Source organism: Streptomyces sp. NPDC045470 (assembly GCF_040646595.1).
GTDB lineage: Bacteria > Actinomycetota > Actinomycetes > Streptomycetales > Streptomycetaceae > Streptomyces.
In genome coordinates this window covers 427,841-439,974 of sequence record NZ_JBEZAN010000003.1, presented here as the reverse complement: position 1 = coordinate 439,974, position 12,134 = coordinate 427,841, and the positions used below count along the sequence as shown (strand labels likewise).

Annotated in this window: 11 protein-coding genes; 6 read left to right on the top strand and 5 right to left on the bottom strand. The window is 73.4% G+C overall.

The window, feature by feature from the left end:
* Positions 1–7: 7 nt before the first annotated feature.
* Positions 8–238, bottom strand: coding sequence for an MbtH family NRPS accessory protein (locus tag AB0A97_RS12270; RefSeq protein WP_361148085.1), 231 nt, complete (start codon positions 236–238; stop codon positions 8–10).
* An 85-nt stretch (positions 239–323) separates the two neighbouring features.
* Positions 324–1,319, bottom strand: a complete 996-nt coding sequence (locus tag AB0A97_RS12265; RefSeq protein WP_361148083.1) for a class I SAM-dependent methyltransferase — start codon at positions 1,317–1,319, stop codon at positions 324–326.
* 359 nt (positions 1,320–1,678) lie between these two features.
* Between AB0A97_RS12265 and hisC the strand changes: the two genes are divergently transcribed.
* Positions 1,679–2,818: a histidinol-phosphate transaminase gene (hisC, locus tag AB0A97_RS12260; RefSeq protein ID WP_361148081.1), complete on the top strand. Its 1,140-nt coding sequence runs from the start codon at positions 1,679–1,681 to the stop codon at positions 2,816–2,818.
* Positions 2,819–2,869: 51 nt separating this feature from the next.
* Here hisC and AB0A97_RS12255 read toward each other — a convergent pair whose 3' ends face one another.
* Both AB0A97_RS12255 and AB0A97_RS12250 read right to left on the bottom strand, forming a co-directional pair.
* On the bottom strand, positions 2,870–4,099 hold the full coding sequence (locus tag AB0A97_RS12255; RefSeq protein ID WP_361148079.1) for a ParB N-terminal domain-containing protein: 1,230 nt from the start codon (positions 4,097–4,099) through the stop codon (positions 2,870–2,872).
* Positions 4,100–4,404: 305 nt separating this feature from the next.
* Positions 4,405–4,530: a hypothetical protein gene (locus tag AB0A97_RS12250; RefSeq protein WP_361148077.1), complete on the bottom strand. Its 126-nt coding sequence runs from the start codon at positions 4,528–4,530 to the stop codon at positions 4,405–4,407.
* Positions 4,531–5,467: 937 nt separating this feature from the next.
* On the opposite strand from AB0A97_RS12250, the gene AB0A97_RS12245 reads away from it, so the two are divergent.
* From AB0A97_RS12245 to AB0A97_RS12225, 5 genes are all read left to right on the top strand, one after another.
* On the top strand, positions 5,468–5,842 hold the full coding sequence (locus AB0A97_RS12245) for a hypothetical protein (RefSeq protein ID WP_361148075.1): 375 nt from the start codon (positions 5,468–5,470) through the stop codon (positions 5,840–5,842).
* A complete protein-coding gene (locus tag AB0A97_RS12240) occupies positions 5,835–7,139 on the top strand; it encodes an MAB_1171c family putative transporter (protein WP_361148073.1) in 1,305 nt (434 codons plus the stop codon). Before AB0A97_RS12245 ends, AB0A97_RS12240 begins: the two co-directional genes overlap by 8 nt.
* Before the next feature lie 95 nt (positions 7,140–7,234).
* A complete protein-coding gene (locus AB0A97_RS12235) occupies positions 7,235–8,524 on the top strand; it encodes a cytochrome P450 (protein WP_361148071.1) in 1,290 nt (429 codons plus the stop codon).
* A 246-nt stretch (positions 8,525–8,770) separates the two neighbouring features.
* Positions 8,771–10,018, top strand: a complete 1,248-nt coding sequence (locus tag AB0A97_RS12230; RefSeq protein ID WP_361148069.1) for a serine hydrolase — start codon at positions 8,771–8,773, stop codon at positions 10,016–10,018.
* Positions 10,019–10,156: 138 nt separating this feature from the next.
* Entirely contained in the window at positions 10,157–10,978 is an 822-nt protein-coding gene (locus tag AB0A97_RS12225; protein ID WP_361148067.1) for a DUF309 domain-containing protein, read from the top strand.
* 64 nt (positions 10,979–11,042) lie between these two features.
* Here AB0A97_RS12225 and AB0A97_RS12220 read toward each other — a convergent pair whose 3' ends face one another.
* The gene (locus AB0A97_RS12220) at positions 11,043–12,089 is read right to left on the bottom strand and encodes a hypothetical protein (protein ID WP_361148780.1); all 1,047 of its coding nucleotides are present in this window, start codon (positions 12,087–12,089) and stop codon (positions 11,043–11,045) included.
* Positions 12,090–12,134 lie beyond the last annotated feature (45 nt).

Genomic DNA, 12,134 nt, shown 5'->3' with positions numbered 1-12,134 from the left:
CACCGGCTCACCCCGCCGACCGCGGACCGGACGGGTCCAGGGAGCGTGCCAGGCTGGCCGGTCGCAGGTCCGTCCAGTGGCGGTCGACGTAGTCGAGGCAGTCGGCCCGCGGGCCTTCGTGCACCACGTCCCAGCCGTCGGGGACGGTGACCGGCGCCGGCCAGAGGGAGTGCTGGAACTCCTGGTTCACGAGGACGAGGAACGTGGCATCGGGCGGGTCGAAGGGGTTTTCCGGCACAGTGATCCCCTTTGGCAGGAAAGGCCGTCGGTGAGGAGGTGAACAGCCGCGGTGGAACGTTTCTTCATCGGCGGGCCGAGAAAGGTCAGCCACGCGCCACGAACATGCGTCCGGTCGGCATGCGGTGCGCCGTGCACCGGACGTCGCTGTATCCCGCCCGGCGGAAAAGGTCCAGCCACTCCTCCTCGGCGGGCAGCCGGATATCCATCGAACTCGCGTGCAGATAGGTGAAGAGCGAGCTGAACGCCCGCTCCCGCGCATCGGTCACATAGGGCACCGCGTCGGTGACGATCAGACGGCAGCCCTCCGCCGTGACCGACCGGCAGGTGCGCAGCACCGCGAGGAACGTGTCGGGATCACTCACCACGTCGTGCATCACGAACCCCGCGTGCACGACGTCGGCGTCCCGCAGCGGCGCGGGGTCGGCCACCAGCGACTCGATGCTGCGGTTCACCACGTCGAGCCGGTCCGCCACACCGGCACGTTCCGCGGCCCGCCTGGCCTCCGCGCAGGCCGCGGCGCTCATGTCGATCGCGGCCCCCGTACAGTCCGGGAGGGTACGCAGCAGGTGGACGAGGAGCCCTCCGGCGCCCGCGCCCAGGTCGGCCACCTTGGCCGGACGGGAGTCCACGATCTGCGAGAACGCGTGCGGATAGAAGCCCTGCGAACCGACCCAGCGCGACGAAACGGCCACCCAGCGGCCGTCACGGTCGTACTTCTCGCCCGCCGCGTCCGGGTCGCGGAGGAATTCCAGCGCGTGCTCGATGTAAGGCCGGTTCGCGTTCATGGCCCACGACAGATATCCCGACTCGTACCTGCGGTCCGCCATGTCGGCACACGGCCGGAACCGCGGAGAGTCGTCGATACGGTCGACCAGGCCCGCGACCTGCAAGGCACGCACGAACTCGGCGCAGTTTCCCAAAGGCGCGGCGGTCGCTTCGGCCACGTCCTCGACCGTGAAAGGCTCCGGGCGGTCCAGCAGCGGGGATATTCCGAGTTCCTCGGCTACTTCGAGCAGGGCGGCCACCGCGGCCAGATCAGCGGCTGTCTCGCCGTCGTGGGTGGAATCATTGACGCTCATTCGCGGCTCCGAATTCGAGGGCGATGTCCTCGGGAAGAGGGGCGACAGGTGCGTACTCGGCGAACGACATTGTCGTGTCGCCGTCTCCGTCCAATCAAGTAATCACCACCGCACCGGGAACAGGGCGGACGTCGAACTGCCCGGCCGCTGTCCAACGCGCCGGACCCTGTCCACCGAGCGTCTTTTCCGGTAGTTACCGGGCGGTTGACGGAGGGGGTGGACGGACGGGCTTCGTACACGGCCGCCGGGGGCTCTCCGAACTCTCCACCGCGCACACCGGAAAAGGCTTCGTGGTCCTGTCGTCCTTCCGGCTTCCTGGCTACCGTCGAATCCCTTCACCCGCGGATCCCGGAGGTGCCATGCGAAGGCCGCGTATCCGGCCGGTGTTCGACGACCTGCCCGCCTATCTCCCGTCGCGGCCCGTGCGGTCCGCGACGGGGGAATTCCATCCGCTCGCGGCGAACGAGTCCCCGCGCGAGCCGCTTTCCGGCATCCTCGCGGCGGTCGACGGGGCGGCGGGCACGGTGAACCGCTACCCCGACTTCCACGGGACCGACCTGACGGCACAGCTCGCGCGGACCCACGGTGTCGCCGAGGACCAGGTGGCTCTGGGGGCCGGCTCCATCGCGCTGGTCCAGATGCTCTTCCAGGCCGTCGCCGAACCGCAGGCCGAAGTGGTCCACGCCTGGCGGACGTTCGAGCTGTACCCGGTCCTCGCCGACCTCGCCGGCGTGCGCAGCGTCCGGGTGCCGCTGGTGGCCGAGCGGCACGACCTGCCCGCGATGGCGCGGCACGTCGGCGACCGCACCCGGCTGGTCCTGCTGTGCAACCCGAACAACCCGACGGGCACCCTGCTCGACGCCGAGGAACTGCGCGCCTTCGTGGACCGGATACCCGAGGACTGTCTCGTCGCGGTGGACGAGGCGTACTTCGAGTACGTGCGTGACCCGGCGGCGCGGAGCGCGATCGCCCTGGTGGCGGACCACCCCAACCTCGTCGTGCTGCGCACGTTCTCCAAGGCGTACGGGCTCGCGGGACTGCGGATCGGCTACCTCATCGGCTCGCCGTACCTCGTCGCCCAACTGCGCAAGGCGTGCCTCCCGTACTCGCTGAGCAGCGTCGCGCAGGCCGCCGCGTCGGCCGCGCTGCACCACCGGAAGGAGCTGTTCGCCAGGGCCGACGACCTCGTCGCCGAACGGACCCGGGTGCGCGGGGCGCTGCGCGCCGACGGGTGGGACGTGCCGCACAGCGAAGCCAATTTCGTGTGGCTGCGTCTGGGCGCCGCCAGCACCGCCTTCGGCGAGTGGTGTGCCGCCCGAGGGGTCGCGGTGCGCACCTTCCCGGAAGAGGGCCTGCGGGTCTCAGTGGGGTCACCGGAGGACAACGACGCCTTCCTGGCCGCGGCCGCGGGCTGGCGGAGGAAGGTACGGGCGCCCGTCGGCGATCACTCCCGGCCGGTGCCGGACCGGCCGGCGGCGTCGGGTGATCCGGCGTCCTGACGGCGAACGGAACGGACCGGCCGGCCGGGTGCGGCGCCACGCCGCGGCCGGTCACACGAGGCCGATGTCCGCCTCCGCCGACGGGGGGTGTCCAACTGCGGATTTACGCAGTTGGACACCCCCTGAGGCGAGCGGCGTCACAGCAGTCGACTCCGGTGTCCGATCCGGTGTCGTCTGATCTGGAGCCGTCCGATCCGGCGTCGACTGATCCGGTGCCGTCCGGCTGCCGACCTGGTCGGCCAGCCGGCCCCAGTCCTCGGCGAAGGACTTGGCGAGATCGGCCATCTGCTGCGTCCGGTGGCTGGGGACGGCGCCCAGAATGCGGTCCCATTCCCTGGCGGCGGACAGGGAGACCTCCAGCCAGCGCAGCAGCAGCCGGCCCGATTCCGACAGCCGCAGTGACGGATCGCGCCGCAGGGCCTGGACGATGGCCGCCTGACGGTCGTGGGACGCCGGGCCGTTCGGGATCCGTTCGACGACCCGGCCCGGCCGTACCCGCTCGTAACTGACGTCCCGCCGGGTCCGGCCGGGCTTGCCGCGGCGGCTCTGCGGCACCGGGTCCTCACCACGGGCCAGCCGCTGCCGTACGTCCCGCACGGTCTCCGGTGAGATGCCCGCGTCCTTGGCGATCTCCCGCAGCGACGCCTCGGGCCGTGCGGCGATGAGACGGCCGGCGAGCCGGCGCCCGTCGGCGGCTTCGAGGGGCCGCGCACGGCCGTCCCGCCCCAGTCGCACCTCGTCCGCCTCCCGGACGGAGTCGCTCGACGACCGTATGTCGGCCACGGTCCTGGCGGACAGTCCGGCGACCGCGGCGATCCGCCGGTCGGACCAGTCCGGATGGGAGGACATGATCCGGACGGCGGCCGCTCGGCGCTCGGCCACGGACAGCGGCAGCCCGTGCCGGACGTTCGCCTCGACCGCCCGGACGAAGGCGCTGTCCTCGCTCCCGTCGAAGAACTCCACCCGGACGCTGTCCCGGCCGGCCAGGTGCATGGCCCGCAGGCGGTGCACACCGTCGATCACCTGCATGGTGCTCCGGTGCACGACGATGGGGGGCAGGTCGTCGACCACTTCCGACAGCAGCCGGGTGTGGGCGACGTCCTCACCTGTGAAACGCGGGCCGTCCCCCACCGCCAGTGTGCCGATCGGTACCCGCTGGGCGGAGTTCGCCTCCGCTCTCCCGCGTGTGCCGACCGTGTCCGGTGCCGTCTCCCCGGTCAGTGCAGTGAGCTCGTCCTGGTCGGTCCCGTCAAGCGTGCTGGAGTACTGATGACCGGTCATTACCTCACCTTTCGGACCTCTTCGCAGCGAGAATCAAGCGGTGCAGACCGAAAGAACGTAGCCACCTCCAGGCGGGGCGAATCGACTCCGGTTCACTCTGCCGGGCGGCGTCTTCGCGCCGTGTACGTGTACGGGGGAACCGCGCGTCGCGGACGCGTCGTGGCCGGGGCGGTGCCGGGCATGCCGCGCCGCGCCGACGGGCCCGGGGCCCGGCAGCACGGCAGGATCGGTGCACGTTCCATGTGACCCCCGTCGACGATCTCCGTCACTGCAGCACAGACATTCCTCGCGGGACTACCGGGACTTCACGAAGAGGCGGCCGGTACGGCGTCGCCGAGGTGGACGGTGTCCTCGCGCGGGCGGCACACGCGTCGCCGTACGGACGCGGCCTCTGCGGGCCGGGTCACGGGACGGGCCGCTCCGGTGCGCATGGGTTCCCCCTTCCCCGGCCCGATCACCGGTCTGGCGAAGCAGCGCGGACTCCCCGTGGACGGAGCTGAGCAGGACGGGGCGGGCGCCTGAAGCACGCTGGTAACTCGCGCCACACTACGATCGTGTCTCGGCGGGATCAATCGCCGTACACCGTCCAACGGGCTGTTCCGCGTGGGGAACCTGTGGCGACGGGCGAGCGCCGCGGAGGTGCTTTCGCCGCCCGCCGTCGGCCCCGCCCCGCGCCCACCTGAGCAGGCGTCATGCCCCGCCGGACCGGCTCCGGTGCCCCGGCAGCCCGTCCTTCACCGGCCGCTCGACGCGCTCTGTCAGCACTCCGGCACGACTCCCGGGCCGACACCGAGCGAAATGGCCGGTAAGGGTCTAGGTCGGGGATCTGGCGCCGTTGTTGAACGGTGTCTGCGCGCCATGTGTGGGCCGGGGGCCGGTGGCCCGGCCGCTTGTCCATGGACAGGGCGCAACCACGGACGCAGGCCGGGGCGTTCGGGCCAGAGCTCGAACCGGTCATGACGCGGTCCGGCCGGCGCGGCCGGTGCGGACGGCCACCGGTCGGGCTCCGGTCGGGCTCCGGCCGTTCGCGCCGGTCCGAGCTGGGAATCCTCGGTCATGGGCCGCGGTTTCCGCGCTTTTCGCTGACCGTAAGTGCACTGGTGCGCGATATCGCGCGCGTGACAGGATGCGGGCTGCGGTTTCGGCGGTGGCAACTGCGTGCGGGGCGCGGGGCGGCCGGAATCCGGGGGAACGCAGCCGGGGGGCGGATGCTGATGGGGGGCGCGCGGACCGGGAACGGGGCGCGGAGCGTGCGTACGAAACGGTGGGGCCGCCTGCGCGCCGGGCCCGCGGGCCCGGCGCGCACGGTACCGGTGCCGCCGACTGATCACGGAACTCGGCCTGCCCGGACCGACAATCCAGGCGGACGTGTGCGACGCCGTCGCGGCGCGCCTGGGGGAGCCCGTACGGATCGTGCCGACGAGGCTGGGTGGTACCACGTCCGGCCTGACGTCCCGTACCGCCGACGGGTACCGGATCTTCTGCGAACGCCGGACCGCACCCTGGCACCGGACACACACCGTGCTGGTCGCGCTGCTCATGGAGCGGGTGGCGCCCTCGGCGCCCGACCACGGGCCCGGCCCGACGGGACGAGCCGCCGGCCTCGCCGCGGCCCGGGAGCCCGCACTGCGGCACCGGCGCGCCGAGCGGAACGGCACGGGACGCGCGGGCGGCGCGGACGGGAAGGACGACGCCGCGAGCGGCGCCGGCACAGTTACCACGGACGGGGGAACGGGTGTTTGACGTGCTGTACCTGTGTTTCGGCGGGGCGGCCTGGGCCGTCGTCGTCCTCAAGACACGCGCCTGGCTCGGCGACCGCGGCAACACGGACCTGGGTCTGACCTGTGTGATGAGCGCCTGTGTCGCGACCGGGTTCGTCCTCTCCGCCCCCGGCGTGTACCGGTGGTTCGACCGGCTGACCGGTGTGCCGAACCTGTCGATGGTCGTTCTCTACTCCGCGGTCGTGGTCTTCTCGGCCGGCGCGTTCGTCCTGCTGTTGCGCTGGAACAGCGGTACGGGGGCGGAGGGCCGCGCGCGGGCCCGGAGGCGGTCCCGCGCGGCGGTGGCGGCCGTGGCCGTCGCCTGGGCGCTCGCGGTCCTGTGCTTCGCCGTCGGGCGGCCGGGCGGCGTGGAGGACTCCCGCGACTTCAGTACGGCGTACACCGGCTCGCCGGGCGTGATGACGTTCCTGGTGCTGTATCTGGCCATCTTCGGCGCGAGCCTCGCGGGGCTGGGCACCCTCTGCCCGCGCTACGCCCGCCGAGTCGGTCCGTCCTGGCTCGCCCGCGGCCTGCGGGTGCTGGCCACCGGCTGCTGGCTCGGCCTGGTGTACTGCGCCTGCAAGCTGGCCGGCTGCGTGCTGTCCTGGGCCGGGCACGAGGCGCCGTGGCTCTCCGACGGGGTGGCGCCGCTGAGCGCGTCGGTCGCCGCGGTCCTGGTGCTGGCCGGACTCGCGCTGCCGGCCGCCGGTACCCGGGCGTACGCCTGGCGCCGGCTGCGCCGCCTGCACCCGCTGTGGAAGGACGTCGCCGCGCAAGCTCCCGAGGTGGCCGCGCGGCGTCCGGCCGGGGCCGGCCGGTGGCGGCTCACCGGCCTCCAGCGGCGCGCCGACCGGCAGATGGCGGAGATCCGGGACGTCCAGCGCGGCATCCGGCGGTACGTGGAGTCGGACACCATCGACATCGCGCGGGAGCGCGGGCGCGCGGTCGTGGCGGACGAACGGCAGTTGGCGGCCGTCGCGGAGGCTGCCGCGCTGCGCCGCGGACTGGAGAACCGGGCGATCGGCCTCGTACCCGTCCTCGGTTCCGACAGTGTGGTGGTGATGGCCGAGGAGCGGGCGGGGGAGCGCGCCCGGCCGGGGGCGGCCGGGGGCCGGGAGCAACTGCCGGTCGGCCGGGCCGGTGGTGCCTGCCCCGGAGATGTGGCCGAACTGTCGGCCGAATTCGAGCACTTGGCGCGGGTCGCCGATGTCTACCACTCGCCGCTGACGGACACGGTGCTCACCGAGCTGCGGCAGCGCAGCGCCATGCAGCGGCACTGAGGCGCGGGGCGGGGTGTCGCGATGGCGCGGCGGCTTCGAGGGCACCGGCGGCCGCCCGACCGGACCGGCTGCCGACGTGTCTAGAGTCGTGCACCATGCAGAAGACCGCCGAGACCGGCCCCGACGACCTCATCGACGTGACGCACCTCCTGGACGACCCGTACGCCGGCTACGCGGCGCTGCGGGAGGCCGGGCCCGTACACCGCATCGCCGGCCCCGACGGACAGCCCGCATGGCTGGTGACACGGTACGAGGACGTGCGCCGCGGACTGTCCGACCCCCGGCTCTCGCTCGACAAACGCCATGCGGGGGGCGGTTACCGCGGGTTCTCGCTGCCACCCGCGCTGGACGCCAACCTGCTCAACATGGACCCCCCGGACCACACGCGGGTGCGCCGCCTGGTGGCGAAGGCGTTCACCCCCGCCCGGGTCGAGAAACTGCGGGAGCCCGTGCGGCGGCTCGCGGACGGCCTGCTGGACGCGGTGGCGGAGGCCGGCCGGACCGACCTGATGGCGAGTTACGCCGGTCCGTTGCCCATCGCCGTCATCTGTGACCTGCTCGGCGTACCGGAGCGGGACCGCCCGGACTTCCGGAGCTGGACGGACGCGCTGATCACGCCCGACCCGGCCCGGCCGGAGCAGACGAAGCAGGCCGTCGGGGCGATGATGCGGTACTACACCGGCCTGATCGCGGCCAAGCGGACCGCCCCGGGGGACGACCTGCTGTCCGACCTGATCATGGTCAGGGACGGCGGTACGGACGGGGAGGGGCACAGCGGTACGGACGGCGGTGCGGGCCCGGACACCGACGGGGACCGGCTGACCGAGGACGAGCTGACCTCGCTGGCCTTCCTCCTGCTCTTCGCCGGCTACGAGAACACCGTCCACCTCATCGGCAATTCCGTGCTCGCCCTGCTGGACCACCCCGAACGCCTCACGGCGTTGCGTGCGGATCCAGCCGAACTCGCGAAGGCCGTGGAGGAGTTCGCCCGCTACGACGGACCGGTCTCGCTGGCCATCCGCCGGTTCCCCGTCGAGGACGTGGAGATCGGTGGCGTGCGGGTGCCGCGGGGGGAGACCGTGCTGCTCTCCCTGGCCTCCGCCAACCGGGACCCGCACCGCTTCCCCGACGCCGGGACGCTGGACCCGGGCCGGGACGCCGGGGGCCACCTCACGTTCGGGCGCGGCATCCACCACTGCCTCGGCGCGGCCCTCGCGCGGATGGAGACGGAGACCGCGTTGGCCGCTCTCATCAGCCGTTTTCCCGGGCTGCGGCTGGATGTTCCGCGGTCCGGGCTGCGCTACCGCCGCACGCTGCGCGCACGTGGCTTGATCTCGCTCCCCGTCGCCTGGGAATCGGGGGACGAACAAGTTTTTGAGGCATAACCGTTCCTTCATGCGGTAGAAAGGTCGTGAGGCCCGCCCGGTGTGCATCCCCCGTCGCACCGGGCGGGTCCTCGTGCGTACGGGGCGGATGTGCTCCGCCTGCCGTGTCGCGGAGCGGCCGCACCGCTCCCCGCTGCCGTAGCCGCCCGTGAGCCTTTGGCCTCTGATGTGCCGGGTCGTTCGGCGCTTCGGCCGTCTGGCGTAGGCCCCTCTGCGGGCGAAGTGCGGGCTTCCTAGCGTGAAGACATGGCACTTGAGACGCTTCTGTCCCGGAATGCCGGTGTGCTGGCCGTCATCGCCGCCACCGGGCTGACGCTCACCTCCATACCGGCGGTGGCCCACGCCGAGCAGGTGGCGGTGGGCCGGCGGGCCGTGGACCCGGGGGCGGGGGCGGCCAAGGGGCAGGTGGCGGACCAACTGGGGGACCGTACGGGGCGCACGGTGGCGGGGGCCGGGGCTCCCGCGCTGCCCGACGGCGTGTCGGCCCGCGCCTGGACGGTGACGGACGTCCGTACGGGCGACGTGCTGGCGGCCAGGAACGCGCACCAGCGGCTCGCCCCGGCCAGCACCCTCAAGACCCTGTTCGCGGTCACCGTGCTGCCGAAGTTCCGCGCGGGAGCCGTGCACAAGGTCACCCCGGCGGAACTGGCGGGCATCGGCCCGGGCAGCAGCCTCGTCGGCATCAAGGAGGGCCGCAGCTACCAGGTCGCCGACCTGTGGCGCGGGGTCTTCCTGCGCTCCGGCAACGACGCCGTACGGGTGCTCGCCGCGATGAACGGCGGCTGGACGGCCACCGCCCGCGAGATGCAGGCCAGGGCGCGGCAACTGGGCGCCCGCGACACCTCGGTGAAGTCCCCGGACGGGTACGACAGCCCGGGGCAGGTGTCCTCGGCGTACGACCTGAGCGTCTTCGGCCGCGCGGGGCTCGCCAACGCCGACTTCGCCAGGTACTGCGCCACGACGACGGCCCGGTTCCCCAGCAAGGGCAGTCCCTCGTTCGAGATCCAGAACACCAACCGGCTGCTGTCCGGCGCGAACGGATTGCGGCGCTATCCGGGCATCGTCGGCGTCAAGAACGGCTACACCAGCAACGCGGGCAACACGCTGATCGCCGCGGCCGAACGGGGTGGCCGGACGCTGTTGGTGACCGTGCTGAATCCGCAGTCCGGCGCGTCCAACGCCGTTTACCACGAGGCGGGTTCGCTGCTGGACTGGGGGTTCCGTGCCGCGGGCAAGGCCCGTCCGGTCGGCTCCCTCGTGGCCGCGCCGGGCGGCCGGGCCGCCCCCTCGGCCGACGGAGCGCGGAGCGGCGCCGAGCGCCCCTCCGCCTCCGCGCGGCCGGTCGCCGCGCAGGTCTCCCGGGAACCCGGCCGGTGGTCGCAGACCACGGGGTGGGCGGTCGCCGGAGGCTTCGCCGTGGCGCTCGCGGTGGGCGCGGTCTTCGGCTGGCGCATGTACGTACGCGGACGGCGCACGCCCGGAGGCGGCTCCTGACCAGCGGCGCACCACCCGTCGTGGGCGGCTGCACGGCGCCGTCGAAATCCGGCCAATGACGAAGCCGGACCCGGGCCGCGTATCGGGCGCCGCCGCCCCCGGCGCACACCGCCCCGTCGCGCGCTGCACAATCGAACCGTGAACGTGACGCGACGCGACGAGGGCGGCGACCCGGCCTGCTGGCTGGACCAGGTGTGCCAGGAGTGCGGCCGGATCTCGGACCGCCCGGCGGAGCCCGGCTGCGAACACTGCGGAGCGGGGGACGCCGTTGCCGTGGCGAACGGCCCCGAACCGGAAGGACGGACCATGGCTGCCCGCGCCCGGAATGAAGGCCCGAGTGAAGGTCCGAGGGAAGAATCGGGTGAAGGTCTAAATGAAGACCTGGATGAGGACCTGGATGAAGGCTCGGCCGAAGCCCCGGACGAAGACCTGAACGGAAGCCCGGACGAAGCCCCGGCCGCCGCTCGGGACCGTGACCCCGAAGGCCGGGCCCGCAACGCCCGGCCGCGGGACGGTCTCGGGCGCCCGCTGCCGTACGGCGCACCGGGCGTGGCCCGCCAGCCCGAAGGCGTCGAACGCAGCCCCCGTGAGGCGCTCACCGAAGCGCAGGACCTCCTGGACCGCGGACTGCCCTTCCATGCCCACGAGGTGCTGGAGGACGCCTGGAAGATGTCGCCCGAGCCGGAGCGGCAACTGTGGCGTGGCCTCGCCCAGCTCGCCGTCGGCCTGACCCACGCCGCCCGGGGCAACGCCAAGGGCGGCGCGGCACTGCTGCTCCGGGGCGCCGGCGCCATCGCCCCGTACGCGGACACCGTCCCGTACGACATCGACGTCCCCGGACTCACGGCCTGGGCGCGGGACCTCGCGGACCGGCTCGACGGCCCGGTGGCGGCGGCCGGGATCGCGCCGCGCCTGTGCACCTCCGACGCCCAGGGCCCCCGGGCGGCCGAAACCCCCTGACGCCCCGACGCGGCCCACCCCGGCCCGACTCGCCCCGCCTCGGCCTGGCCCGCCCCGCCCCGGCTCAGCGCACCAGCGCCGGGGAAGACGCCCCGGCCACCCGAAGCGCCGGGGCGCCCGTGCCGTCCGCCGGTACGGTCCAGATGTCGCCGCCCGTCCCACCGCCGCCCGTCCCACCGCTGCCCGGCAGCGCGTAGCCGAGGGTGCGGTCGTCCAGCCAGGCTGCCTGGTCGTCCACGCTGCGCTGCTCCGCGAGCGGGTGCTCGCGCATCGTGCGCAGGTCGAGCACGTAGAGCTGCCAGGGATCGCGGGCCCCTTCGCGTACCCGCTTCTTGAAGGCGAGGCGGGTGTTGTCGGGGGAGAGGGACGGGCACTCCACGTTCTCGCGCAGGGTGCGGGCCGCCCAGCGGCGCATGTCGCCCTCGACGAGGTAGGTGCGGCCCTTCGTGGAGACGGTGGCGTAGAAGCGGTTGTCGTCGCGGGCGAAGGTGACGCCCCAGTAGTTGACGTCGGGGGAGTGGTAGCGGCGGCCGTCGAGGGTGAGCGGGATGTCCTCGATGTTCTTGATCAGGTAGCCGGTGCGGGTGTCGAGGATCGAGGTGCGGGTGGAGAAGGACGTGGTGGCGTACGAGTCGCCGGTGGCGAACATCGTCCAAGACAGCATCCGGCCGGAGGCGGAGACCCGCGCCCGGTTGGGGATGCCGGTCAGGGCGATACGGCGCTGCTCGCGCAGCCGCCCGTCCAGCACGACGGCGTACGAGGCCGGGGGGATGCCGGGGCGGCGCTGGAGGCACAGGGCGGTGCCGCCGGCCGCGTAGAAGCGCTCGCAGGCGGGGCCCCCGGTGGTGCGGCGGTCCGGGTCCGGGGCCGCTGCCGCGCTCACCGCAGCGGCGCCGTGGGCAGAGGGGCCGGAGGCAGCGGCCAGGCGCGCCACCCGCCCGGCGCCGTCCCCCTCCCGCGTACTGCGGAAGTACAACTGCCCGCGGTCCAGGCCGAACGCCGAGGGCGGGTCGGTGGATTCGGTGCGCCGGGCCGCCGTCACCGTGTACACCACGGCGACCGTGGCGAGGACGGCCGTGGCCACCGCGACGGCGATGACGCGGGCGCGCATCGAGACCCCGCCAGGGCCCGCCTTACGGGCCTGGCCGCCCGCGTC